23 protein-coding genes and 1 pseudogene are annotated in these 23186 nt (G+C 55.6%); 13 read left to right on the top strand and 11 right to left on the bottom strand.

What is annotated here, in order from left to right; all coding sequences use genetic code 11:
- The first annotated feature begins 306 nt into the window (after positions 1 to 306).
- From IQ254_RS18930 to IQ254_RS18915, 4 genes and pseudogenes are all read left to right on the top strand, one after another.
- Positions 307 to 543, top strand: a complete 237-nt coding sequence (locus tag IQ254_RS18930; protein WP_193967720.1) for a hypothetical protein — start codon at positions 307 to 309, stop codon at positions 541 to 543.
- Positions 540 to 959 (top strand): annotated as a pseudogene (locus IQ254_RS33725) (type II toxin-antitoxin system VapC family toxin). The gene IQ254_RS18930 and the pseudogene IQ254_RS33725 overlap by 4 nt, the downstream one beginning before the upstream one ends.
- Before the next feature lie 123 nt (positions 960 to 1082).
- Positions 1083 to 1271 (top strand): hypothetical protein, encoded by a 189-nt coding sequence (locus tag IQ254_RS18920; protein WP_193967719.1) that lies wholly within the window; start codon positions 1083 to 1085, stop codon positions 1269 to 1271.
- Between the two features lie 235 nt (positions 1272 to 1506).
- On the top strand, positions 1507 to 2244 hold the full coding sequence (locus IQ254_RS18915) for an HAD family hydrolase (protein ID WP_193967718.1): 738 nt from the start codon (positions 1507 to 1509) through the stop codon (positions 2242 to 2244).
- Between the two features lie 13 nt (positions 2245 to 2257).
- On the opposite strand, the gene mreD is transcribed toward IQ254_RS18915, so the two are convergent.
- Genes mreD through IQ254_RS18900 form a run of 3 tightly spaced genes read right to left on the bottom strand, consistent with a single transcriptional unit; the run spans position 2258 to position 4715 of the window.
- Complete coding sequence (gene mreD / locus IQ254_RS18910; protein ID WP_193967717.1) at positions 2258 to 2830, bottom strand: rod shape-determining protein MreD; 573 nt, start codon at positions 2828 to 2830, stop codon at positions 2258 to 2260.
- Complete coding sequence (mreC, locus tag IQ254_RS18905; protein ID WP_193967716.1) at positions 2827 to 3651, bottom strand: rod shape-determining protein MreC; 825 nt, start codon at positions 3649 to 3651, stop codon at positions 2827 to 2829. Before mreC ends, mreD begins: the two co-directional genes overlap by 4 nt.
- Positions 3652 to 3683: 32 nt before the next feature.
- Positions 3684 to 4715 carry a rod shape-determining protein gene (locus IQ254_RS18900; protein WP_193967715.1) on the bottom strand — a complete coding sequence of 344 codons (1032 nt, stop codon included), beginning with the start codon at positions 4713 to 4715 and terminating at the stop codon, positions 3684 to 3686.
- Positions 4716 to 5029: 314 nt separating this feature from the next.
- On the opposite strand from IQ254_RS18900, the gene IQ254_RS18895 reads away from it, so the two are divergent.
- Positions 5030 to 5389, top strand: a complete 360-nt coding sequence (locus IQ254_RS18895) for a single-stranded DNA-binding protein (RefSeq protein WP_193967714.1) — start codon at positions 5030 to 5032, stop codon at positions 5387 to 5389.
- 46 nt (positions 5390 to 5435) lie between these two features.
- On the opposite strand, the gene IQ254_RS18890 is transcribed toward IQ254_RS18895, so the two are convergent.
- Positions 5436 to 5642, bottom strand: a complete 207-nt coding sequence (locus IQ254_RS18890) for a DUF2949 domain-containing protein (protein ID WP_193967713.1) — start codon at positions 5640 to 5642, stop codon at positions 5436 to 5438.
- Between the two features lie 571 nt (positions 5643 to 6213).
- On the opposite strand from IQ254_RS18890, the gene IQ254_RS18885 reads away from it, so the two are divergent.
- Positions 6214 to 7803 carry a glucose-6-phosphate isomerase gene (locus IQ254_RS18885; RefSeq protein ID WP_193967712.1) on the top strand — a complete coding sequence of 530 codons (1590 nt, stop codon included), beginning with the start codon at positions 6214 to 6216 and terminating at the stop codon, positions 7801 to 7803.
- A gap of 52 nt (positions 7804 to 7855) precedes the next feature.
- On the opposite strand, the gene IQ254_RS18880 is transcribed toward IQ254_RS18885, so the two are convergent.
- On the bottom strand, positions 7856 to 8395 hold the full coding sequence (locus IQ254_RS18880; RefSeq protein ID WP_193967711.1) for a hypothetical protein: 540 nt from the start codon (positions 8393 to 8395) through the stop codon (positions 7856 to 7858).
- A gap of 288 nt (positions 8396 to 8683) precedes the next feature.
- Between IQ254_RS18880 and IQ254_RS18875 the strand changes: the two genes are divergently transcribed.
- On the top strand, positions 8684 to 9409 hold the full coding sequence (locus tag IQ254_RS18875) for a Bax inhibitor-1 family protein (RefSeq protein ID WP_193967710.1): 726 nt from the start codon (positions 8684 to 8686) through the stop codon (positions 9407 to 9409).
- A 117-nt stretch (positions 9410 to 9526) separates the two neighbouring features.
- On the opposite strand, the gene IQ254_RS18870 is transcribed toward IQ254_RS18875, so the two are convergent.
- On the bottom strand, positions 9527 to 11191 hold the full coding sequence (locus tag IQ254_RS18870; protein WP_193967709.1) for an NAD(P)/FAD-dependent oxidoreductase: 1665 nt from the start codon (positions 11189 to 11191) through the stop codon (positions 9527 to 9529).
- A 238-nt stretch (positions 11192 to 11429) separates the two neighbouring features.
- Here IQ254_RS18870 and gatA point away from each other — a divergent pair, with 238 nt between their 5' ends.
- The 3 genes from gatA (at position 11430) to IQ254_RS18855 (ending at position 14774) form a co-directional block, all read left to right on the top strand.
- The gene (gene gatA, locus IQ254_RS18865; protein WP_193967708.1) at positions 11430 to 12881 is read left to right on the top strand and encodes an Asp-tRNA(Asn)/Glu-tRNA(Gln) amidotransferase subunit GatA; all 1452 of its coding nucleotides are present in this window, start codon (positions 11430 to 11432) and stop codon (positions 12879 to 12881) included.
- 210 nt (positions 12882 to 13091) lie between these two features.
- Entirely contained in the window at positions 13092 to 13949 is an 858-nt protein-coding gene (locus IQ254_RS18860; RefSeq protein WP_228040871.1) for an alpha/beta hydrolase, read from the top strand.
- A 204-nt stretch (positions 13950 to 14153) separates the two neighbouring features.
- Positions 14154 to 14774 (top strand): exopolysaccharide biosynthesis protein, encoded by a 621-nt coding sequence (locus tag IQ254_RS18855; RefSeq protein ID WP_193967707.1) that lies wholly within the window; start codon positions 14154 to 14156, stop codon positions 14772 to 14774.
- A 12-nt stretch (positions 14775 to 14786) separates the two neighbouring features.
- On the opposite strand, the gene IQ254_RS18850 is transcribed toward IQ254_RS18855, so the two are convergent.
- Positions 14787 to 16895 (bottom strand): S8 family serine peptidase, encoded by a 2109-nt coding sequence (locus tag IQ254_RS18850; RefSeq protein ID WP_193967706.1) that lies wholly within the window; start codon positions 16893 to 16895, stop codon positions 14787 to 14789.
- A gap of 171 nt (positions 16896 to 17066) precedes the next feature.
- Between IQ254_RS18850 and IQ254_RS18845 the strand changes: the two genes are divergently transcribed.
- From IQ254_RS18845 to grxD, 3 genes are all read left to right on the top strand, one after another.
- Positions 17067 to 17651 (top strand): hypothetical protein, encoded by a 585-nt coding sequence (locus IQ254_RS18845; protein ID WP_193967705.1) that lies wholly within the window; start codon positions 17067 to 17069, stop codon positions 17649 to 17651.
- Between the two features lie 123 nt (positions 17652 to 17774).
- The gene (locus IQ254_RS18840; protein ID WP_193967704.1) at positions 17775 to 18029 is read left to right on the top strand and encodes a BolA family protein; all 255 of its coding nucleotides are present in this window, start codon (positions 17775 to 17777) and stop codon (positions 18027 to 18029) included.
- 69 nt (positions 18030 to 18098) lie between these two features.
- Positions 18099 to 18422 carry a Grx4 family monothiol glutaredoxin gene (gene grxD, locus IQ254_RS18835; RefSeq protein ID WP_193967703.1) on the top strand — a complete coding sequence of 108 codons (324 nt, stop codon included), beginning with the start codon at positions 18099 to 18101 and terminating at the stop codon, positions 18420 to 18422.
- A 194-nt stretch (positions 18423 to 18616) separates the two neighbouring features.
- Here grxD and IQ254_RS18830 read toward each other — a convergent pair whose 3' ends face one another.
- The 4 genes from IQ254_RS18830 to rpmG all read right to left on the bottom strand — a co-directional run bounded on the left by IQ254_RS18830 (position 18617) and on the right by rpmG (position 22764).
- Positions 18617 to 19732: a fatty acid desaturase gene (locus tag IQ254_RS18830; protein WP_193967721.1), complete on the bottom strand. Its 1116-nt coding sequence runs from the start codon at positions 19730 to 19732 to the stop codon at positions 18617 to 18619.
- Between the two features lie 540 nt (positions 19733 to 20272).
- On the bottom strand, positions 20273 to 22315 hold the full coding sequence (locus IQ254_RS18825) for a ribonuclease catalytic domain-containing protein (RefSeq protein ID WP_193967702.1): 2043 nt from the start codon (positions 22313 to 22315) through the stop codon (positions 20273 to 20275).
- Positions 22316 to 22350: 35 nt separating this feature from the next.
- The gene (rpsR, locus tag IQ254_RS18820) at positions 22351 to 22566 is read right to left on the bottom strand and encodes a 30S ribosomal protein S18 (protein WP_193967701.1); all 216 of its coding nucleotides are present in this window, start codon (positions 22564 to 22566) and stop codon (positions 22351 to 22353) included.
- A gap of 9 nt (positions 22567 to 22575) precedes the next feature.
- On the bottom strand, positions 22576 to 22764 hold the full coding sequence (rpmG, locus tag IQ254_RS18815; RefSeq protein WP_072015960.1) for a 50S ribosomal protein L33: 189 nt from the start codon (positions 22762 to 22764) through the stop codon (positions 22576 to 22578).
- Between the last annotated feature and the right edge of the window lie 422 nt (positions 22765 to 23186).

The raw sequence follows: 23186 nt of genomic DNA, 5'->3' as shown, positions 1-23186 counted from the left end.
AGATTGCCGGGCAGATGTTTGATAACGAATATGACCTGGCCATGACCGTCATTGAGGGCATGGAGGCACGTAGTAGAACCGGAGATTACCCACTGGAACGTTTTATATTTAATTGCGCCTAGCTACTTAGAGTGAGCTTTGCCCACCACTCCATCAATCGCTTCCTAAGCTTTAAATCATTCTCAATGAGATCAACTTCTCTCGTCCTCCCTTCACAATAACGTCCACAATCCTTCCTGTGGAGTAGCAAATAGAGTGGGCACTGCCCACAACAGGGTTTCTAGGTGTAAAAAGAGTAGATTACCTATGAGCAACTCCATCATTACTAAGGTTATTGAAGAGATGAATGCTTTGCCTGATGACTTACAACAACAAGTTCTAGAATTTGTTGAGTCATTACGACAGCAGCGCATCGAAACGTCCGATAATGCCTGGGACGTCCTCGAATCTCTCACGGGCACCGTCGAGGCCTCAGCCGATTGGTCAGCCGAGCATGACCATTATCTCTACGGCACCCCCAAACATCAGGAAGCCGACTCATGAGTCGTGAGCGTCTATTTCTCGACACCGCCTTTATGCAGGCATTGCTCAACCCCCGCGACGACTACCATCAGCAGGCAAAACGACTCTTTCCTCGTGTTCGTACCGCCTCAGAAGTCTGGATCACCGAAGCCATTTTGGTAGAAGTCGGTAATGCGCTAAGTGCCCTTAACCGCAGTGGTGCAGTCCAATTCATTTAGCAGTGCTACCGCACCGACAATATCAACGTCGTCAGTGTCGATACAGCGCTACTGATGAAAGCACTCGCCCTTTATCAATCTCGCGCTGACAAAGCCTGGGGATTAACCGACTGCATCTCCTTTGTCGTCATACAGCAGCAAAACCTGACCGATGCCGTGACAAGCGATCGCCATTTCCTGCAAGCTGGTTTCCGCACGTTGATGACAAAAGCAGATTGACGCTAAAGCCATAGCGATTGCAGTCGCTCCAAGTGCTACCAGCCCTACAGATGGCAGCAGCGTCATTCCTGCAGAGAATACTCTCAGCGTGCCCCGCAACCAGCCCCAGGACGTTGATCCACGATGAAACTAAACGCCCGCAAGCAACGGATATCTCCCCTCAAAGACAAGCCCTTGCGGAATCCAGGCCAGTCCCTCGACGAAGAGCTACAGCGCCTGCTGGATGAGATCGACAATAAGCGGCAACGGTTAACCCCAGAAGATGTAAAGCTGGCGGCTTACCGTTTATCTCGCTACATTCGTACGTCTTGAAGGAGCCGACGCCAATCCTCTCCCTATCACTGCTATAGAAACCACCGTAAGCATGAGCCTTTGGCAGTAGCATAGGCCCACCCTAGCCTCCGAGTTAATGCAGTGGTCATTTTGCACCCGGGTTGCTAAAGTAAATAAGCTTTGCAGTTTGTAAAGAAAATACTAATAAATTTGACATAAAGAACCATTTAATGATAATCAAACCGCCCTTAGCCCTAGGGAGTTTCTACCGCCTATGTCTGCAATTACAGTTTTTTGCGACTTCGACGGCCCTATCGCCGATGTCTCCGAACGTTACTACGCCACCTACCGCCAGGGGTTAGCGTGGGTACAAACCCAAGCCCAAGCCCAGGGAGATGCTCTGACCGTGCGTTATCTCTCGAAGGCCCAGTTTTGGACCTTTAAGCAAAATCGTGTACCCGATCGCCAGATCGCCCACTGGTCTGGGCTTGAGGGCCAGCAAATCGATAGTTTTTTGGCTCAGGTGAGCCGCATTGTCAACCACGCCAGCCTGCTCGATCACGACCAGGTACAGCCCCAGGCACACCAAGGATTAGATATTTTGCAGCAGTGTGGCATACGGGTGGTCTTGGTTACCCTGCGCCCGCCCAATCAGGTGCTAACGTTTTTAGATCAGCACGACCTCTATTGGGCCATTAGCGACCTATACGGCATGCCCGAAGTCGAGGCCGCCTACAACAACCAGGCCAATCACAAAGTTGATCTGCTCGGCACGGCGATCGTGGCCCAGCAGCGCCAAGGCTATGACCTGCGCCAAACCTGGATGATCGGTGACACCGAGGCCGACATTATGGCTGGGCAAGCCCACGGCATTGATACGGTGGCCGTCACCTGCGGTATTCGCAGCAGCAGCTACCTGCAGGGGTTTCGCCCTACTCACCTAATGCCCAACCTGTGGACGGCCTGCCAACGACTACAGCAGCGCTCTACCCTCAGACAGCGCTGCGCTTAAGCTTACGGCTGCGTTAGGCGTCAGTTGAGTACCGATCCCACCAGCGATTGAGCGGGTAGTAGAGGGCCGGTGCCCAAAGGCTGCTCAAAATCGCCGAACTCAGTGCCACTCGCTGGTGATATAGCCAGATTTTATCCAGAGACGGATAGAGAGAATCGACCGATATGAGCTGATTCAAACTCATTTGCAGGGCCAGCACCGTCTCAGCAATGACGGCCATAACAAAGACAATCAGCGCTACCGAGACAATGTCTTCTTGCAGGTAGCGCTGCTTTTGTAGTCGCGCCGTCAGCACACCCACCACAATTAAGCCGAGGGCATGGGTAGGAGCCGGGGCAGTCATGGCATCTTGCAGTAGACCCAGCACCAGTCCTGCGATCGCACCTTCCCACTGGGTACGCTTGACACTCCAAGCGACCACCCAAATCAACAGCCAGTGGGGCGATACCCCCAATAACTGCATGCCAGGAATGCGGCTAGGAAGCAACAGTAGACAGGCCAACACGGAGGCTACCGTCACAGCACTATTGATCACCCAGGGTCGTCGCCACAGCGGCAACGACGATGCCCGTGTCACAATCGTCATGGCATCGCTCCACCACTACCATCGAGACGGGCACCATTCTCAGATTCAGCGCCGGGAAGCGTCGGAATATCTACCATTTCTAGCGGTTCAAACGGATGAATGATCGCCCACTCCAGCACCGGCAGCGGTGACGACAGTTGAATCACAGCCTCTGGAGCAGGGCTTTTGGTCAAGTCAATCGACTCAATCCGCCCAATCGGCACATCCCTGGGAAACAAACGGCTAAACGATGAGGTGACAATTACATCACCCGCTTTAGCGTCGGGCAGCTTTTCAAAAAACTCCATTATCACTCGGTTATTCGACTGGCCGCGCACGACGCCCATGGTGCGGCTACGGCTCACCTTAGCCCCAATGCGACTGGTAGCATCGCTGACCAGCAGCACCCGCGAGGTGCTGGGCGATACGGCCACCACTCGGCCCACCAACCCACCAGGGCCAGTGACCACGTACCCGACATCGACCCCACTGCGGCTACCTCGGTTGAGAATCACATGCTGCCACCAGTGGTCAGCCCCACGCCCAATTACCGTCGCACGGGTGCCCTCGGTCGTGATGCTTTTTTCATAGGCATCAACCGCCTGCAGTGCCCGGTTCTGATTTTCTAGCTCAACAATGCGCTCCTGGAGCTCCAGAATGTAGCTATTTTCAAACTGCTGTTCCCGACTCAGCCCTGGTTGCAGAGGCCGAGTCACCCAGTGATAAGCTTCATAGATCAGAGCGCCATCGCTGGCCCGCAATAGCCAAGCCGAGGAAATGGCCAGAGTAACCATTCCCGCTTTTAAGGCATGACGTATCCACCAGCGGCGTAAAGCAAACATACTTTCTGCGTAGATGACAACCCCGACGCGCCCTAGAGGCTTCGTCCGCTAAAGACCCGCCCCATTTGGCTAAAGTTCTCTAGCACTCGTCCGGTACCCAGCACCACACAGCTGAGCGGATCAGCCGCCACATGCACCAAAATACCGGTTTCATGGCTAATCAAGGTATCGAGGCCCTTGAGCAGCGCGCCGCCCCCGGCCAGCATAATGCCGCGATCGATAATGTCAGCGGCTAGCTCAGGCGGAGTGCGCTCTAGGGTACGCTTGACGGCTTCTACAATGACCGAGAGGGGCTCAGCCATGCTTTCGCGGATTTCAGCGCTTTTGACCGTTACCGTCCGCGGTAACCCAGACAACAGGTGCAGACCCCGCACATCCATGGCGACTTCATTGTCGTCGGGGCTAGGGTAGGCTGACCCAATATTGATTTTGATCTCCTCGGCGGTGCGTTCACCAACCACCAGATTGTGCACTTTTTTCATGTAGCTAGAGATAGCATCGCTGAGCTCATCGCCCGCGACCCGCACCGACTCGCTAAGCACCGTGCCCTGCAAACTCAGCACGGCCACCTCGGTGGTACCACCGCCAATGTCGACAATCATATTGCCCGTCGGTTCGGCAACAGGCAGGCCAGCACCAATAGCCGCTGCCACAGGTTCATCAATGAGATAGACCGTGCGAGCTCCAGCCTGCTGCGCCGCATCCATTACCGCCCGTCGCTCAACCCCAGTCACACCGCTGGGAATGCCAATCACAATCCGAGGCGATACCAGGGTACGGCCCTCATGAACCTGACGGATAAAGTGCTTTAGCATCAGCTCAGCCGTGTCGAAGTCGGCAATTACGCCATCTCGCAGCGGGCGCAGCGCCACAACGTTGCCAGGAGTACGCCCCAGCATACGCTTGGCCTCTTCCCCAACAGCCAGGGGTTTCTTCTCTATCTGGTCAATCGCGACAACGGAAGGCTCTTGCAGCACCACCCCTTTGCCAGAAACGTAGACCAGCGTATTGGCCGTGCCAAGGTCAATACCCATATCGCGGGAAAATCTGTCGAAGAGAGCCACAGGCAAGAACGCCCCTAAACTAAAAAAAAGACAGTCACCGACATCAAGGCGAGCCAGTCAGGCTAGCAACGATGCCGTTGTGGATTCTATTACGTTTCGTATCGGCACGTCCAGTAACAGGATATTTATCAATTAAAGGAAAACGCCTTTATTAAGCTCTATCCTGCCTGGGATAAAGAATCAAGAGTAGTGATAACCCATGTTCCCCAAGTAGTGACCGACAGGCTGGTAATGACGAGTAGATATGGAGGGTAGTTCCTGACGAATGATTGGGTTTCGCCTACAATGCGGGGACGAGTGTTGGGCAAGCAACAATGACGATTAATGTGGTAACTCTGGTCGGCCGCGTGGGCACAGACCCGGAGGTTAAATATTTTGAGTCGGGCACGGTGGTGTGTAATTTGACCCTGGCTGTACGGCGGCGATCGAGCCGCGACGACAAGCCCGACTGGTTTAATCTCGAGCTTTGGGGCAAAAATGCTGAAGTGGCAGCCAACTATGTGCGCAAAGGCAGCTTAATTGGGGTGAGTGGGGCCATTAAACTCGACCATTGGCAAGATCGCTCAACCGGGGTCGGTCGTTCTAAGCCCGTGGTCAGAGTCGATCGGCTCGATTTGCTGGGTTCGCGGCGCGACAATGAATCGCCGATGAACTACGGTAACGATGAGTTTTAGAGCATCTCCGCAACTATGCTGCTGACTTGGAAGCCTGGTCAGTCGCTTATAGAGCGGCTGGCCCCAGGTCTTCTAGCCAGTCGAAGATTTGGCTGAGTTGCTCGGTGGTGACTAGGCCATATTGCCAGAGGGCCATGGGCAGCAGGTTGGTTGCCTGCCCCGCCTGACGCAGACCGATCGCGATCGCATCCGACGAAAGGGCGATCTCTGTCTGCAAAAATTCTATTAGCTGGGTCTGGCGCTGGGAAGGCATAAAAGCTGTTAGGGGAAACACACTGATGGACTTTAATATAGCGACTCTTACCACAGATTGCCGCCATCTTGAGTCGTAAAGCGCCCTGACCTCTATAAGAGATCTAAACCCAACGCCAAAAGACCTAGACGAGCTAGTACTCGAAGGCTGAAATATGTCCACCGTTCTGGATCGCTTGGCTCCCTAGCTCCCCTGCTCCCCAGCCCTAAGGAATAGTATCTAAACTTGCGCCGTGGAGTACTAAGTCAGAGCTTTAAAACATCGCCAGCCATCAGCCATTGGAGGGTAGTCTCAGAGCTTAAGGTGGCGTTAACCCCTCTTCCACCAGCAGAGCTATAGAATTACAGCGTTAGAATTACAGCGTTTGTGACCATTCGCTGAGCCATCCAAACCATGCTGGAACCCACCCAGGTGATTGAACTGTTTATGACCTCTCCTCACATTCTCGAGGTCAAGGCTGGAGACATCTAACTATCTGTATGTTTAGCCACCCTTTTGGTTATGGGTGCCGTCCTATCTTAAACTGCACCTCAGAACGTTAGTGAATCCGGTTAGACCGAGGAGTGACAGGATGGATGCCGCCGATCTCTGGCAACGCTATAAAGACTGGCTCTACTACCACGAAGGTCTGGGCTTTTATCTCGATGTCAGCCGCATGGGTTTTGATCAAGCGTTTGTGGCCGAGATGGAGCCCCGCTTTGCTAAGGCCTTTGAGGATATGGCAGCCCTAGAGGCGGGCGCGATCGCAAACCCCGACGAAGATCGCATGGTGGGCCACTACTGGCTGCGCGATGCCGACCTGGCGCCGACCCCCGAGCTCAAGCAAGACATTCTCGAAACCCTCACCAGCATTGAACAATTTGCCAGCCAAGTGCGTACCGGTGGCATAGTGCCGCCGGGGCAAGACCGCTTTACCGATGTGCTGTCTATTGGCATCGGCGGCTCGGCCTTGGGGCCCCAATTTGTGGCCCAGGCGCTGGGGCCAGACTTTCCGCCGCTGGCGATTCACTTTATTGACAACACTGACCCAGAGGGCATCGATCGCCTGCTAGCGCGGCTGCAAGACCAGCTACCCACTACGCTAGTCATCGTGACGTCTAAGTCAGGGGGCACCGCTGAAACCCGCAACGGCATGGTGGAGGTTCGCACCCGGTTTGAGGAAAGGGGCCTAGATTTTCCCAAGCAGGCGGTGGCCGTCACCGGTCGGGGCAGCAAGCTCGAAAACCAAGCTCTAAAAGAGGGCTGGCTGGCTATCTTCCCCATGCGCGACTGGGTCGGAGGTCGCACCTCGGAGCTATCGGCGGTGGGGCTATTGCCTGCGGCCCTACAAAATATCAGCATTCGATCCATTTTGGGCGGTGCCAAAGAAATGGATGCCGCCACCCGAGTGCCCGATCTACGCCGCAACCCCGCTGCCCTGATCGCGTTAGCCTGGTACTACGCCGGTAACGGCAAAGGCGAAAAAGACATGGTAGTGCTGCCCTACAAAGACAGCCTGCTGCTCTTTAGCCGCTATCTGCAGCAGCTTGTGATGGAGTCGTTGGGCAAAGAAAAAGACCTCGATGGCAACCTGGTTTACCAGGGCATCGCCGTCTACGGCAACAAAGGCTCTACCGACCAGCACGCCTACGTACAACAGCTGCGAGAAGGCGTGGCTAGCTTCTTTGTCACGTTTATCGAAGTGCTCAAGGATCGCCAGGGTACCTCAGTTGAGCTAGAGCCGGACACCACCAGCGGTGACTATCTGTTTGGTTTCTTGCAGGGCACCCGCAAGGCTCTGTACGAAAATAGCCGAGGTTCGATTACGCTGACCCTCCCCGAGGTCAATGCCCACACCGTTGGCGCACTGATTGCCCTATATGAGCGGGCCGTGGGCTTCTACGCCTCCTTAGTCAACATCAACGCCTACCACCAGCCCGGGGTTGAGGCGGGCAAGCAGGCCGCCGCTGGCGTGTTGGATTTGCAGCAGGCCGTACTGCATGCCCTGGCCAATAGCTCCGAGCCCCTAACCCTGGCGGCGCTGGCTGAACGAGCCGGTGCTCCGGCGGAGATAGAGACCATCTACGCCATTGTGCGACACCTCCATGCCAATCAGCGCAGTTTGGCCATTCAGGGTAACCCTGGCCATCCAGACGCCATCAAAGTGGTGTCTATAGCCTAAAAAACGGTTGGCGTGACTAGCCCTAGGTCTGGCCCCGCCAACCATTTTCTCCCTAGTCTGGAATCCAAACGTAGGGGCTGCCCGACACCGCCACTCCCCCGGCTTTAGAAAACCGGACAACGACTAGCCGCGAACTGTCGCGGCCCAGGTCGAGGTAGCCACTGGCCCACACATCAGAGCGCACCACCCCGGTGATCTCGAGGCGATAGCCACCAGGGGGCAGATAGAGGGTTGCTTGACGATCAAAGTTGTGGGGCCGATACACCAGGCGATTGTTGAGGTAGACCGACCCCCAATCGGTACCTCGCGCGTCAAACTCTAGCCTAACTGGCTCTACCTCGGGAGTTGGTCGAGGATAGGGCACAAGAATGACAGGCCCGTGATTGTTAGACGGTTGCCGAATGATCACCCGGTGAGAGCGAATCACCCGGTCTGACCCTGGGATGACAGTCTCTTGCGCTTGGGCAGGCAACAGCCCTAGCAGGGCTAGTAGGGCCGCTGCGCCTAAGGTTCTGCGGTATAACCTACTCCCAGTAAAGCTCCGATACAGCCGTATTCCAGGCGTGGCGAGGTTAACTGACTGATTCATCATCGTTTCTCCCGTGCTTATAACTCCATACAGCGCTGACGTGATAGCAGCCGTTGCTTTACAATTGCCGACGACAACCCCTCAGACCCAGCTCACGGGTAGATATCCACACCTGGGGCGGCTTACCTGATTCAGGAAAGTTGACTAGAATCTAGATAAGAAAAATTTGCTTAACCAGGTTGCATCGTTCGAGCCCTTGTCTAAGTGTGTACTCAGCACGGCTTGCGATCGCACTACCTGGGCCACCTAAATCTATTGTGCCAAATCTATTCGTTGTATGAGGATAGGGTTTTGAGTAATACCAGCAACTTTCGTGAAGCCATTAGCAAGGCTAAAGGGCAAAGCCTAGTCGGCCCCAATGTAATCAAAAACGCCCTCCCCTTCGTCGGTGGCGGCCTGATTCTAACGGCCCTGGGCTCCTTTGGCGGCCTCAGCGTGATGGCCACCAACCAAGCCATCTTCATGCCCACCTTTTGGGTGGCGTTGATTGCCCAAATTGCCCTCTTCTTTGTCGCGATGAACGTGGCCTCTAAGGGCAATAACAGCACGGCCCTGCCATTACTGGCCACCTACAGTCTGCTGACCGGTTACACCCTCAGCGGTCTACTGGCCGTCGCCCTGGGCACCGCTGGAGTTGGGGTCACCGGCATCGGAGCGGCCGCTTTGTCCTGCGGGGTGGTGTTCATCGCCGCCCGCCAAATCGGCTCCAACCTATCTGAAGAAGATGGCCTCGCCCTCACCCGTACCATCGGCATCGGCATTGTAGCCGTGCTGATCGCGGTGGTGGGCCAGTTTATCTTCGCGCTGTTTGGCGGCCCCATTCCCCAGTTTCTCGACATCGCGATTTCGGGCCTTGGGGTGCTGGTGTTCTGTGGTGCCTCGGTGGTCGATTTCTTCATTCTGCCCCGCACCTACAAAGACGAGCAGTACCTATCGGCAGCGCTGTCGATGTACCTGACCTACATCAACCTGTTCGTGTTCATTCTGCGGCTGCTGATCGCCATCAACCGCGACTAGATAACGGCTTCAATCGCCTCTATCTAACCGATACAAGCCTTGGAGTCGCTCGATTCCAAGGCTTTTGTGTTCAGCGATCGGCCCCGATTCACCTGTGTAGCTATTAGGGCGCTCGGCCTACGCTAGGGCAGGGTGGCCATGGTGCAATCGCCCTGGCGAATTGGGCAGCATACTCAGGCGACGTCGGTTTCTAATGGCGACGCAAATCGCCGTAGCCGCCAGTCGCCCGGTCTGGGCGGCCCCGTTCATGTAGCCGTAGTATTCGTCACTAAACTGTTCACCGGCAAAGGCCAGGTTGCCCACCTGCACCGTCTGCCGTGCTAGGGGATCATCGGATTCAACGTAGAGAAAGTCTTTAAATTTCAGGTATTGCCCTGGCCTAAACGTGCTGTAGCCGCCGCCAAAGTCAGGGTCTTGAGCCCAGGCGGTGCGGGCATAGCGATCGTCGGCGGCCCTGTCTAAATTGGCGACATAGGGAACGGTGCGCCGCACCAGTGCCCGTCCCTGTTCAGCCACGGTGCCCGTTGCCTGACCTAGTTCATCGCCGCCCAGAAAGAACGTCAATACCCCCTGCTGATGCTCTGGCTGGCGTTGAGTGTCATCCCAAAGACCGCTATAGCCCAAGTCGCTCCAAGCGCCGCCCGTGAATCCTCGGGGTTGGAGCCAGGGACGATGGGTAAAGCCGGCAAACAGCTTCTCATTGCGACCAGGGCCACATTCCTGAATAAACTGGGTCAGGGTGGCGGGCAGGTTTACCCGCAGATCGATGCGACGCAGGGCTGGAAAAGGCAGGGCCAAGATGACGTAGTCGGCGTCGATCTCGCCTTGGTCAAAGTTCAAGCAAAACCCAGAGCCCTGACTCTGAATGGCTCGCAACCGCCAACCGGTCTTTACGGGGGTCTGCAAGCGAGCCGCTAGAGCCTGGGGAATTTTCCCTGTGCCTCCCTTGACTAAAAACAATTCATCGGCGGTCAGGGGGACAACGTGACGGTTGCGCACTTGAGGCAAGTTGTAGAGCAGTTGCAGCGCTGAAGATTCCTGGGCTTCGACTCCATACTCGCTGCGAATGGTGGCTTCGAGCAGCGATCGCACATATCGCGGGCCAATTTTATCCCGGTGCAGATCTAAATAATCTGCGACCGACAGCGCGTCAAACAGGGGTGCGTAGCGGTCAAAATCCGCTGCCAGCCGTCTCCCATCTCGGCCAATCTGGGCGGCCAGCGACGCTAAATCTTCCCCCAGCTGCGCTTCTGACAGGGTGCAGCCCTCAAAGTAAAAGGCCACTTCAGGAAAGGGCAGGTTTTGGGTCAGGGTGCGGCGATCGAACAGTTCTAGGCCCAGCTCTGCGACCAGAGCTAAGATATCGGCATGCTCCGAATTGATAAACGCCGCCCCCAAGTCATTCACCAAGCCTGGCAACACTAGCCCCTCGCGAGACTGAATGCGTCCGCCCACGTAGGGCTTTGCCTCGTACACCGTGGCTGAGAAGCCTAATTTTTGTAGAGTATAGGCCGCATTCAACCCGGCCATGCCACCCCCGACTATGGCAATCCGTAGATTTGAGTTGGCGGAACCTTGCCCTGAGAGCCTGAGGTCTCCCAAGGAAAACGTTCCTGCCGCCAGGGCTGAGCAACGCAGTAGCTGCCGCCGCGATAGAGCAGGATGCCGTTGGGACCTCTCGCTGGCCCCAGCATCACCATCAGCGGCTGGAAAATCATGCGGCGAATTAGCAGCCTTCGCAACGGCTCGCTGCAACAGCTGAAAGAGGGGGGTGTGTGCCATAAAATGCTGCCAGCGGCGGTTCTTTCTGACTGCAAAACTGGAGTCTTGGGGCAACCTACCGCCGGATTAAATGAGGTTAGTCTCTACCCATTGTAGTTCTGCCACCAGGCCACCGACTATGCCCCTATGCTCAATTAAAAACAGCGTTTCGCGCCCTATCCTTCCTATACTGATACCTTGGTGCCTGTTCCCCGCCACCTAAAATTTGTTCTTCCAGGATCAGTTGTTAAGGAGTCCCATGTCTGTCATCCGTGCCCTGCATCAACAGTTGGTCAGCCAAGAACGCTCTGCGGTCGAGATTACCCAGAGCTACCTCGACCAGATTGCAGCCCTGGAACCCAAGGTCAAAAGCTATCTAACGGTTACAGCCGAACAGGCTCTGGTTCAAGCCGCCCAGGTCGATGCCCGCATTGCCGCAGGGGAAGAGATTGGCCTGTTGGCGGGGATTCCGATCGCACTCAAAGACAACCTCTGTACCGAAGGGATCCGCACTACCTGCGGATCGAAAATCCTGGAGAATTTTGTGCCCCCCTACGAATCTACCGTGACGGAGCGGCTGCGGGAGGCGGGGGCGATCGCCCTGGGCAAAACCAACCTCGATGAATTTGCCATGGGCAGTTCTACCGAAAACTCGGCCTACCAGCTCACCGGCAACCCCTGGGATGTGAGCCGGGTGCCGGGTGGATCCTCTGGCGGATCGGCTGCCGCCGTTGCCGCCGGAGAATGTGCGGTGGCGCTGGGGTCTGACACTGGCGGTTCTATTCGTCAGCCGGCGGCCTTCTGTGGGGTGGTGGGGCTCAAGCCCACCTACGGGCTGGTGTCGCGCTTTGGGCTGGTAGCCTACGCCTCCTCACTTGATCAAATTGGCCCCCTGACTCCTACTGTCGAAGATGCAGCGTTACTGCTGGGGGCGATCGCAGGTCACGACCCCAAAGATTCTACCAGCCTGGATGTGCCCGTTCCCGACTACACCCAGCACCTCAAAACCGACCTTAAAGGCCGCAAGGTGGGCATCATCACCGAAACCTTTGCCGCCGAGGGCATTGACCCCGCCGTCCGGGCTGCCACCGAAACCGCGATTCAACAGCTAAAGGATTTAGGGGCGGAAATTCAAGCAATCTCCTGCCCGCGATTTCCCTACGGGCTACCCACCTACTACATCATTGCGCCCTCTGAGGCGTCTTCTAACCTGGCCCGCTACGACGGGGTCAAGTACGGTGCCCGCAACAATAACGATAGCCTCATGACCATGTACACCAAAACCCGCGCCGAGGGCTTTGGGGCCGAGGTCAAGCGACGGATCATGATCGGCACCTACGCCCTATCAGCAGGCTACTACGACGCCTATTACCTCAAGGCCCAAAAGGTACGCACCCTGATCAAACAAGACTTCGAAACTGCCTTTAGCCAGGTCGATATCCTCGTGTGCCCCACTACTCCTACCACGGCTTTCAAAGCAGGCGAGAAGGTGGACGATCCGCTCAGCATGTACCTGTCTGATCTGATGACAATCCCGGTGAACCTGGCCGGTCTGCCGGGGCTGAGTCTGCCCTGCGGCTTTGACGACCAAGGGCTGCCCATTGGCCTGCAGCTGATCGGCAATGCTCTGAGAGAAGACCTCTTGTTTGAAGTGGGCTACGCCTACGAACAGGCCACTGAGTGGCACAAGCGTAGGGCAAAGCTGACCTAGGAATATGGCCAGTGGGTGGGTCGAAGCTGCTTCAACTCAATCTTTTCAACGGCCAAAGCAAGTTGACTAAATTTTCGGCGACCTAAAAATCGTCACAGGGTAGTTTGGCTAATGTCAACCCATCCCTCATACTTAGGGGCAGGTGCCATAGCGGCCTCAGGTCATTTGGTTTGGCAGCGTATCTACCCAATTACTTGTACCCTCTCTTCCATGTCCGTTATCAAGCTTCTCTTAGGTATTTTGGGTACTGCAGGCATAGTTTACCTAGCCCTTTGTGGCTGGCTATGGGTATCCCAGCGACGGCTGATGTATTTGCCCAGTGCAACTGTCGTTACCACCCCCAGTGCCTTTGGCGTAGACTATACCGACGTTTGGATACCGGTAAAGTCAACCGACGGCGGGCGTCTACATGGCTGGTGGTTGCCAGCTAAAAGCGATCACCCGCTGACGATTCTCTACCTGCACGGCAACGCCGGGAATATCTCTGACAACCTGGGCAAGGCACTGGAGCTGCGATCGCTCGGTGCGGCGGTACTCACCATCGACTACCGAGGCTATGGTCAAAGTAGCGGCCCTTTCCCCAGCGAGCAGCGCCTTTACGAAGATGCCTGGGCGACCTGGCAATATTTACATCACGAGCGAGGGGTTGCGGCCCACCATTTGGTTATCTATGGCCATTCCCTCGGGGGAGCCATCGGTATTGAGTTGGCCAGCCATATCCCTCATTTAGCAGGCTTGGTGGTGGAGGGATCCTTTACCTCCATGGCCGATATGGCCTCTCGATCGCAGTACAATCGCTGGTTCCCGGCGCGGCGGCTGGTGAACCAAAAATTTGATTCCCTAGCCAAAGTTCAGCACCTTGAGATGCCTACCCTATATATCCATGGCGTAGCTGATGCATCGATTCCTGCCACCATGAGCAAAGCACTATACCAGGCGACTGGCGGCCCCAAGACCCTGTGGCTGGTGCCCAATGCCGATCACAACGACCTCACGGCCTGGGCTGGAGATGAGTTTAGGCAGCGGCTCTATAGGTTTTTACAAGACTACGTGTGGGTGCAGCGCTGACCCGTCGCCCGATCTCTGCAAAGCTGTCGTGAATCCCCACCTAGGGCTGGTTAAGCGACCGCTTGAGTTTGCTAAAGTAGGCACGATAGAGCGATCGCCCCGGCTTTGGGCGATCGCTTTTAGGTATCCAGAGACCGCTGTTCTGCCATGATGACGCTGGCTACAGCGGCAATTACCCTATATTCGTAATCTATACGTACTTCTATGGCTCGCCTTTCTACCGAATTAAATCGCTATTTTTTTGAAGAGGTTACCGCTGCCCAGGTCAGCCTCAAAGAGGTTCTTGCCCTGGCGGGAGAGCGCACCTTTGGTTTTTTGTTTGTGCTGCTAGCCCTGCCCTCAGCATTACCGATACCAGCTCCAGGCTATTCGGTGCCCTTTGGAATTGTCATGTTTTTACTGGCCGTCCAGCTCATCGCTGGACGCACCCGCCCGTGGCTGCCAGAGAGCTGGAGCCACAAGCAGTTTGATTTACCTTCGGTACAAAAAATTGTCAAGGCAGGCATTCCCTGGCTGCGGCGACTGGAAGCGGTCTCAAAACCTCGGATTACGCCCGTGTGCACCAGCTTGCCAGGCCGTACGGTGTTGGGTATTGCGATCGCCCTGATGTCGATTTCAATGATGATCCCCATACCAGGAACCAATACCCTGCCCGCCATGGGCATTTTCGTCACGGGCTTTGGCCTGCTCGACGATGACGGGGCGATTAGCCTGGGTGGGCTGGTGCTGTGCGTGATGGGGGGCATCCTCACCACCCTGATTTTGACCTTTGGCTACGAGGCCGTCAAAGCTGGGCTCAGTTTCCTCAGCGGCGGTAGACTCTAGCCCTGGCCCTAGCTAGCCCATACCTAGGGTCAAGCCCCAGCCCAGGAGACTGCCTGTGGCCCCCAGGGCATGATCCACGACCTTTAGCTGCCAGGTTCCCTGGGCTGGCTGACCCAGTAGCCGTATTAGCACTGGCGTGGTTTTAAGCGTGTAGGTGGAGCGCAGTTCTGTCTGTCGCCCTAGGGTACGCCCCTGAATCAGGACGACGACACCGTTCGGGGCCACTACCGTCAGGCTGACATCACCTAGATGCTGATGATCAATGCTCACCTCGACTTGCACATCGGCTACGGAGCCAGCCGCCGCAACCGTGAGGCGACTCTCCAGCCCGTCCGGCTGATTGTCAGGAATGGGCATCGGGGTCTGGGTTTGCTGTCGCACCACCTGGCTCACCTGTCGCCCCAAGAAAGCCCGTCGCTGGGCCTCGCGCACCGCTGCCGCTGCGTTGACCTTGCCATAGCCAAACCACTGAGAGTGCCCGTTAGCATCATAGGTGCCATATTGAAGACCCAGCTGCGGGTCTGGGCTGCGATCGACAATCTTGTCGGCGGTGGCTTGCAAAATCTCGCGCACCTGGCGGGCCGTCAAATTGGGATTGACCGATAGCATCAGACCGACTACCCCCGCCACCACGGGGCAAGCACTAGAGGTACCGCCAAAGCTATCGGTGTAGTCATCTGAGCTATAGCCTGCCCCCTGAATGCGATCGCTGGTTACCATGCCCAACCCTGGCAGATACTGGCGCAGGGGCGGCCCCGTCTGCACGCTGCCCACCTGGGGCAAGGCCACCCCAGGCGGAGCATTGTTGCTCGGGGCGGCCACGGCAATATGCTGGCCCCAGTTGCTGTAGGCCGCCTTAGTGCCCAGACTGGTTGAAGCCGACACCGCAATCACATCGGGGTGAATCGCAAACCCACTCAGCCACCGGGTGAGGCCACTGAGAACATTTTGTGGCCACTGGGTTTCGTTGATAGTACCGCTGAGGGGGCGGTTGGCGTTTCCTGCCGAAAATACGATCACGCAGCCCTTGCCATTGCGCCCGATGGTCGCGGCCCGGGTGAGCGCATTGGTCTGCCGCAGGGTCAGCGGAAAGTAGTTGGAAGCAGGCGACCAGCTACAGACAATCACATCGGCCCCCCGGCGAACAGCCTCACCAAATAACTGCTCGATCGCCACGTCATCGATAAATCCGGTTGTGCGCAAGGGCAAGAAAGCGCAGCCAGGCGCGACCCCCACAATGCCAATGGCGTTTTCTTCGCCGATGGCCAGCCCAGCAACCGACGTACCGTGATTGTCGCTCTGCTTGGTGGGCAACGGCACCGCATCTTTCTCCTGCAAGTCCAGCGGGGCCACCAGTTTACCCATGCCCTGGAGATCGGGGTGGTTCAAGTCAAACCCATCATCGCTGACGGCAATCACCACTGAACGAGCGCCGCGGGTCAGGTCCCAGGCCGCTTCAGCCGAGATATGCGACCCCGCCGCTAGATTATCCCCACCCTGGTGAAACAGATGCCACTGCTGAGGATAGCGATCGTCCCCAGGGCGATAGAGACTGCCAATCTCGATCGACAGATTCGGTTCTGCGGCCAGCACGGCCCCGAGGGCGATCAGCCGATTGGCCAACTTGATTGGGTTTTCGCTCGCCGCCCGAGTAACTTGCACCACAAAGGCGTTGGGAATGCCCTCCAGGGGGTGTTCAACGGCCAAGCCCAAAGCTGCCAAAATCTCTGCGATCGTTGAGGCTGAGACATCAGGCGCAAATTGTACCGTCAGCTGATCGGTCAGGTAGACCCAGGTTTGGGGGCTATCCACCAACCGATACACATGGCTAGCAAACTGTACCGCCGCATCTAGTCGAGCCAGCGCCACAGATGCGTCTAGAACCACGGCTGCAACCTGCCACTCCACCAGTTGTCCACCAGCTACAGGGCGCAGAGCGATCGGGTCAAGCCGCCGCTGCAAACGTTCTAACGCGCTCGGTTCAGTCAGTCGAGTGGTAAAGCGATCGGGCACTTTTTCCAGCAATAGTTCTTCGCCACCGCGCTGAAGAATTTCGCCCCGAAACCCGTCGCGGGGGCCATTGCCCTGGGGTGAGCGAGGATCGGCAGGCGATGCAGTCATATAGAATTAGCCAACGACGGGAATTTTGAGGCTTCAAATATAGGCTCAGGCCGAGCCACATAATTAATGGGACAGTTACCTTACTGGTTCAAAAGCGGAGACTAGGTCATACCGAGATGATAAGATACCCCAGTGATTTTCATGCTCATTGTCCCTCACCCCTTTGTATTCATGGTCGTTTCCCTTCGTTATTTACGCTATTCCCTGGGCGGTTGGGCCGTCACTGCGCTCTCTATAGCCCTGCTTGGGAGTGCGTCTGGGGCGGCCTTAGCCCAAACCAGTGGCGCTGATCCAGTGCGCCCTCTCGATCAAGCAACCAGCAGCTTGAGTATTGCCAGTGGTCAGCAGCTCATGGCTGAAGCTGAGGCCGCCATTGCTGACCAAAACTATCCCCTAGCCGAAACGAAGCTCACAGAAGCCCGAGAGAGCTTCAATCAGCTCTCCACCTACTATCAAGAACTAGCTCAGATGTTCGTAGGCGTCGATACCCAGCTCAACCGTAGCCACCGCGAAAAAGCCCTGGCAACTGCCCAGCTGAGGGATCAGGCCACCTATCAATTGGCCCTGGTATACCGTGCCCAAGACCAGCCCAACGAGGCCGTACCCCTGCTGATGGAAATTTTGCGCAGCCAGCAGCCCACCCGCGACTTGGGTCAGCGCGCCTATCAGCAGCTCTTTGAGCTAGGCTTTGTGGATGAGCCCTACAACGGACGGGCGGCCACGACATCCCCTGAGGCCACGACTCCTGCTGAGTAGCCTCTGGGCCAGCTATAGCCAGATTCAATGCCTGACCGCTAGCTAACTAAGGCATGTCCCTGGCAATATAGTCTTGGAGAGTTTCAGCACCCCAGCCCCCTATCCCAGAAGGAACCTTGCCCCATGATTACCCCTGACCAGGTCAGCACCATGATTCAGGCTGGCCTTCCAGATGCCAAGGTGGAAGTACAAGATTTGACCGGTGGCGGCGACCACTATCAGGTCGTGGTTGTGTCATCCCAGTTTGCAGGGCGTAGTTTAGTACAACAACATCAGCTGGTCTATGGGGCAGTACGCGAAGCGATGTCCTCTGAAGCCATCCATGCGCTAGCCTTAAAGACCTATACCCCAGACGATTGGGCTGCACAAAGCGCCTGAGCCCAGGCATGTCTTGAACCAACCACTCGTTCCGTTCTACCCACCCTGTTCTCTCGAGGTATTAATACTATGGATGCAGCAACCAAAGAAAAGCTCGATCAGCTAGTACAAAACAACACCATTATGGTGTTTATGAAGGGCAACAAGCTCATGCCTCAGTGCGGTTTTTCTAACAATGTGGTGCAAATTCTCAATGTACTGGGTGTACCCTTCGAAACTGTCGATGTACTTGCTGACCCAGATATTCGTCAGGGCATCAAAGAATATTCCAACTGGCCTACTATTCCCCAGGTATACGTCAACGGCGAGTTCCTGGGTGGCTCTGACATCCTGATCGAGCTTTACCAAAACGGCAAACTGCAAGAAATGGTTGAGATTGCCCTCGCCTCTTAACTTGAGAACGTTTAGAACTGGCCTTGATGGCCCAGGGTTCTGGTTGCTAGCAACCAGAACCCTGGGCCATTAGTCGCTTAGGCGGTGTAAACTGCGCCTAGACCTAGCGATCGCAGCCGTAGATGTAGACACGCAGGTCGAGCCAGAAGAGGGCTCCAGCATCAGGTCAATGGCGCGCCTACACACCCCTCGTTCTAGGCAACGCCCTGATAGACCCTAGCCTGAGCCCTCTGGCGAAACGATTGAACCGTTACCAGGCTGCTAGCCTCAGGATCCCACAGAATATAGCGGGCACAATCGAGCATATCCGCCATTCGTAACGTTTTCACTGTAGAAAGAAGATGGTCATTCTCGCGTTGACAGGCCTTGAGGTGGTAATTGGGGATGCGTTCTGAGAGGTGATGAATGTTGTGATAACCGATGTCTGCAGTAAACCAATTGAGCACAGCGGGCAACTTCAGTAGGCTGCTGCCGTCAACGGCTCCGAGTAGATAGTCCCAGCCATCGGTTTTGTGGGCATAGACATCCTCAAATATATGCTGTACAAAGAAAATCCAGATAAAAATAGTTGCTGACAGGGTTAAAACCATCGAATAAAGACTGAAAAACAGCTTGAAACCAACCAGATGGCCGAGCAGAAAACACCCTCCAATCACACAGATATTATTCAGGAGAATATCCCAGAACTCTGCCGAAGACTGCCAGTGTTTCGAGTGGTGGGAGAAGATAATTTGCTTTAAACCCATAGTCGATTTTTTCTGTACAGATATCCACAGGTGACCGACAAAATCGTAGGCACCGATAAGCAGTCCCAACCTTGGTTGAATCGCCAGATAGAAAAAACCACCCGGGATTGCCATCAGCGGATGTCGGAGGACTTCGTAGTTCCGCTGTGCAGAGGCGCTAAGCTGAGAAAATTCATCCGTAGAGAGAAAATCTGCAACGCCGCGATACAGCTCCCAATTGCCGTTGGTTTTGTGATGATAGGCATGATCCCTAGACCAGGCATACTGAGGAATCGCATTGATCAAACCCAGCAGAAACCCCACCGCGCGGTTAACTTGCTTAGAACGAAAAAGCGAATAGTGCCCACAGTCGTGCATCAAGGAAAAGCAGCGCAGGGAAAAAAGCACAATTAAAATAATTATGGGAGGCAGCAACCAGAGAGAAATAGCAGCGGCTTTGACTGCCAAAATCCACAACCCTATGTAGGGAATAACGGTATTAAGAATCTGAATACTGGCTCTTAGATCATCGCTTCTCATATAGGGTGCCAGAACGAAATCGGATTTTTTGAGGGGGATGTTCATGGATTTAATATTTTTTAATGCGATTAAAGGGGGTGAAATAAAAGCCGTCACTTTCCTAGATGCGAGCACCATTGCCGGAGCATCTAGAGGCACGTAATGACGCATTGATCTATGGTCAAAAGACCGTTGGCCTCGCGATAGTAAACAACAAGCTCAGCCAAAGACTAGGGGTAGGTCAGGCAATATAGCTAGAGCCAAACGGGGTAGCCCCCTCAAACAGGTCGCTCTCGTGCGCTGGCTATACACCAGTGCGTCGCCCCGGTCTTTACAGTAGTGCTCATGCCTGCCTTAAGCACCTTGACCAGAGCCATACCTTGAACAGTGCAACCGCGATCGCTCCCCTCGGAGGGCCAAGCCGTAAACAGGGCGGGAACTATCTTGGTTTAGAAAAACGGTGCGGCAAGATTTGCAATTTGGTTATATCGGTATCAGAGAGCAATTGTAACAAACTATTACTGTTTGCAGCCGAGAGTTAGGCCGATTTGGGAAGAGGCATTGGTCGAGTTGAAGAATCAGCCCTAAGGGCCTTGACCCAAGGGGCTAGGTTACGGTTGCCACTGCCGACGAGACATCCCTCTCGTCAGCCACGACCTCTTCAAACCGAATCACGTCCTGCCGGGGGCTGGCATGGCTGACCCGCACCGAGAGTTGCTCTCCCAGCGCTACCGCCCGGTTAAAGCGCATGGCTAACTCTAGGCCCAGATCTTCGACCATGATTAATCCCAAGCCCTCATCTTCGCGCAGCCAGCGGAGTAGCATCACATCCCAGGTGCGGTCTTGGTGGCGGCGCAGGTATTCTAAAGCCCAGTAACGTTTGGTCTGGCGCTCGACTAAGGTAGCCTCGTAGGCGGCAGAGCTAGCCCCAATTGCCAGTTCAGTCACCTCGGTCGAGGAAAACGGCAGCGGCTCGCCTCGCAGGTGGGCCTTGAGCTGAAAATGAACCAACAAATCGAGATATCGACGAATCGGGGAGGTAACCTGGCTATAGCTCTCTAAACCCAGGGTAGCGTGGCGACTAGGCGTGACCCCGACCTCGCTGCGGGTCATACAGCGGCGAATAGCAGAGTCTCGCACCCAGCCCGTAGGCAGCGAAATCAGTTCTTCGTCGGAGGGCAACTCGGGCTGGGGTTGACCGCGAAAAGGAATTGCCAACGCGTGGGCCTGACCATAGCGGGCGGCAACTTCACCGGCCAAAATCATCATCTCAGCCACCATCTGGCGGGCCATAGAGTCGTTGAGAACTTCAATAATAATGTCGTCTTCGGCTTCAGACACCTTAATGCTCGACTCGGGCATGTTAATGCTGATGGCTCCCTGGGTTAAGCGCCACTGGCCTCGGGTCTTTGCCCATTGCGCCAACCCGTGAAGTTCTGGCTCAGCGGTGATGCCCAATTCCAGCATTTCATCCACATCGTCGTAGGTGAGTCGATAGGTAGGGCGAATTAAGGTGGGATGAATCGTATAGTCTTGAATATTGCCCTCTGGGGTGAGGGTAATGCCAAAGCTCAGAGCACAGCAGATTTGCCCTTGAATTAGACTCATAGCTCCGGTAGCCAGTTCTACCGGAAACATCGGGATCATACCTGTGGGCAAGTAGACAGTGGTACAGCGACGGCGAGCTTCTAGATCTAAATCATCCCCTGGCATCAGCCAGCGAGTGGGGTCAGCAATATGCACCCACACCCGATGGGCACCGCCTTCCAGAGCTTCTAGACTCAGACCATCGTCGATTTCCTGGGTACTGACATCGTCTACGGTGTAGACCTTGAGGTGGGTAAGGTCTAGCCGCTGGGCATCGGGATCGGGTGGCGGAGACTCGAGACGCTGCTGCGCCATGGTGAGGGTTTCCTCAGAGAAGTGGCCGGGTATTTGGCTGCGCCGCAGGGCCAGATTTTCGTGAACACTCCACAGCCCCAGTGTCACTAGCGTATCAAATGCGCCCGCCGCTGTTGGGGCACAGCCCAACGCATTGAGAATTTCCACTGCTTGGGGGCGCTGACTCGACTCATCCCCAAACAGGGCCAGGCGTTCTAAGGTTTCAAGGCGGGGGCGATCGCCCTTTTCCCAGTCCACGCTTTCTCCCGCTAGACCCCGGCGAGCCTTAGTCGTAAAGGCTTCCCACTCCTGCTGGCGCTGGGTTTCGCGTTCAATTTGCAGGCGAATCTCCTCGATCTGGGCCGCCGATCGGGGCTCATAGCGATCGCCCTTTTGTTTGAAGAAAATCTTATCGTCGGCTAACAACCGATGGGCGGCATAGCAGAAGGCAGGGCCTTGGTCAGAAAACAGCAGCTGCGCCAGAGTCGCCGGGTCAGCCGACTCCCCGGCCTCGGTTAAAAACTCCCAGGCTATTTCCAGGCTGGACGGATCGATATACGCCTCGGCCTCGGCCACGAAAGGAGCAATATCCGCAGGTTTGAAGGTAACGTCGCTGACCTCATAGGTGAGATCGCGGGGATGAAGGGTGTGGGCTTGGCCCCGCTCGTCGATCACCACCCAGTTTTTTTTGCCCTCAGGTCGCTCGACAACCCCCAATCGGGGCTGCCCCTGGTGCTTGAATTCGACTAGCGTTCCTTTGTCAACCAAGCCAACACCCTAGCGATCGCCATCCCTAGCCTAGCCTAGCCTTCCCCATTCACATAGGGTAGCAGGGCAATAATGCGGGCCCGCTTAATGGCAGTGGTGAGTGCCCGCTGTTGCTTAGCGGTCAAGCCGGTGATGCGGCGGGGCAAGATTTTGCCGCGCTCGGTGATGAACTTGCGGAGCAAATCGACATCTTTATAGTCAATTGGGTCTCCGGGCTTGATTGGAGAAACTCGACGACGGAAGTAGGCCATGGGTGCTAATTACTTGATTTCTTTATGGACGGTGTGCTTGTTGCAGTGGGTGCAGAACTTCTTCAGCTCAATGCGGTTGGTCGTGTTGCGACGGTTTTTTTGGGTGGTGTAGCGAGATACACCGTTAGAGCGCTTGTCCGGGTTAGTCCGGCACTCGGTGCACTCAAGGGTTATGACGAGGCGGACGCCTTTAGCCATGACAGATCACCTGGAGATAATGCGGGCAAGAAATTAAAACACAGTCTTTCATTATTTCATAGCCCGCCCAGATCTGCCAAATTTGATGTTGTGAAATTACGAGTTAAAGAGTGCGAGAGAGCAGCGATCAGCCTTATGTTTTCACCTTAGTTGCTGCGGCGCACAATTTGAGCTAGAGGCCAGATCTGCTTCTGGGGCCAGCGAAATGGCCCCAGACCCCCTTCGATAGTCCTTGACCTCACGGAAAGGATGGATCGATCATCGGTTTAAACCTCTGTCCTGTAAATGGGGCTGTGGCTTAACGGGTGACAAGGGTACTCAACGTCATGCGGTACAGGGCTTTGAGACAATAAAGGGGACAAAAAATAGGGAGCCTCAGTGCAGCTCCCCTAAACCAATATGTTTCCTGCATCCTACCAAAC

The sequence above is a fragment of the Nodosilinea sp. LEGE 07088 genome (genome assembly GCF_015207395.1).
GTDB lineage: Bacteria > Cyanobacteriota > Cyanobacteriia > Phormidesmidales > Phormidesmidaceae > Nodosilinea.
Note: the sequence above shows the minus strand (reverse complement) of the source record. Positions and strands in the feature narration are given on the sequence as shown.